This window comes from Sphaerisporangium sp. NPDC005289 (genome assembly GCF_040607455.1).
Lineage (GTDB): Bacteria > Actinomycetota > Actinomycetes > Streptosporangiales > Streptosporangiaceae > Sphaerisporangium > Sphaerisporangium rhizosphaerae.
This window is the reverse complement of record NZ_JBEXGS010000068.1, coordinates 1-1355: the sequence shown is the minus strand read 5'-3', so window position 1 is coordinate 1355 and position 1355 is coordinate 1. Positions and strand designations below refer to the sequence as shown.

The following is a 1355-nucleotide window of genomic DNA, read 5'->3' as shown; positions in this document are numbered from 1 at the left end:
TTCGCCGGCGACTGGGACGGCGACGGAAAGGACAACGTCGGCGTCCGCATGGGCTACACCTTCTACCTGCGCACCAGCCCCGTCACCAGCGCCACGGAAACCACCCGCCCCGTCCCCTTCGGCAACACCGCCGACCTCCCCGTCATCGGCGACTGGAACGGCGACGGCACCGACACCCAAGGCATCGTCCGGTAGCTCCTTTCGGCCCCGTCCCGGTGCACAGCCGGGACGCCCCGCCGTCCCCCCACCCCACGCCCCTGTGCCGCCGTGACCGACACGGCGGCACAGGGGCGTTCCGCGTCGCCGGACACACCGCCCTCGCACTCCCCCGCGCCCGGCGCCCGCCGTGCGCCCATGACGCTGTAATCCCCTCGCACTCCGGCCGCCGGAAGCTACAGCGCACTTACAGCAAGGTTGGAGCGCCCACCCGGATCCTTCTCACACGGAGATCGGCAGACCCGCAGGACTTACCGGAAAGGAACTCCCATGAGTTCGATCACCCCCCGCACCGGGACCACGACGACCCGCTCGCGCTTCCTGCGCCGGCTCGGCGGCGGGCTGGCCACCACGGCTCTGCTCGGAACAGGGCTCATCGCGACCACGACCTCCCCTGCCGCCGCCGCGTCGCGCGCGACGATCGTGTCGGTCGCCCAGGGCCAGCTCAACAACTCCTCGCGCAACCACGAATCGCCGATGGGCAGCGGCTGCAACTTCTACACCGGGTACTTCCGCTCCTGGAAGCCCTCCTCCGGGTGTCCCTCGACCGACGGGGTCCAGTGGCGCGACAGCGACTGGTGCGCCGACTTCTCCAAGTACGTGTGGAAGAACGCCGGCGTGCGGAACGCCGACATCGCCGAGACCGACGGCGGCGTGCTGACAGGCTGGGCCGCCTCCTTCAAGAACTACGGGACCAAGTACGGCACCTGGCACACCCGGTCGAGCGGCTACACGCCCCAGCCCGGTGACGCCGTCGTCTTCGACTGGGACGGGGACGGCGACATCAACCACGTCGGCATCGTCAAGTCGGCGACCTCGAGCACCGTCTACACCATCGAGGGCAACGCCAGCGACCGCGTCAAGGAGAACAGCTACTCGCGCTCGGACGGCGACATCGTCGGATACTCCGCTCCCCTCGGCATCGACAGCACCCCCGATCCCGAGCCCGAGCCGATCGACTACGGAGTGCTGGACTTCACCCTGTCCGACAGTTTCGACTCCAACACCAACACCCGGCCGGTCATCAGGTACGGCAACAGCCCCATGATCCCCATCATCGGCGACTGGGACGGCGACGGCGTCGACACCCCCAGCGCCTACGACCCCACCACCGCCACCTTCCACCTGTCCAACAACCC

General features: G+C 69.1%; 2 protein-coding genes. Both read left to right on the top strand.

What is annotated here, in order from left to right:
* Positions 1-195: hypothetical protein (locus ABZT47_RS40335; RefSeq protein ID WP_354853604.1), on the top strand; the 195-nt coding region annotated here is incomplete at its 5' end.
* Positions 196-486: 291 nt separating this feature from the next.
* Positions 487-1355 (top strand): CHAP domain-containing protein (locus ABZT47_RS40330; protein WP_354854112.1); only part of this gene is annotated, 869 nt, incomplete at its 3' end.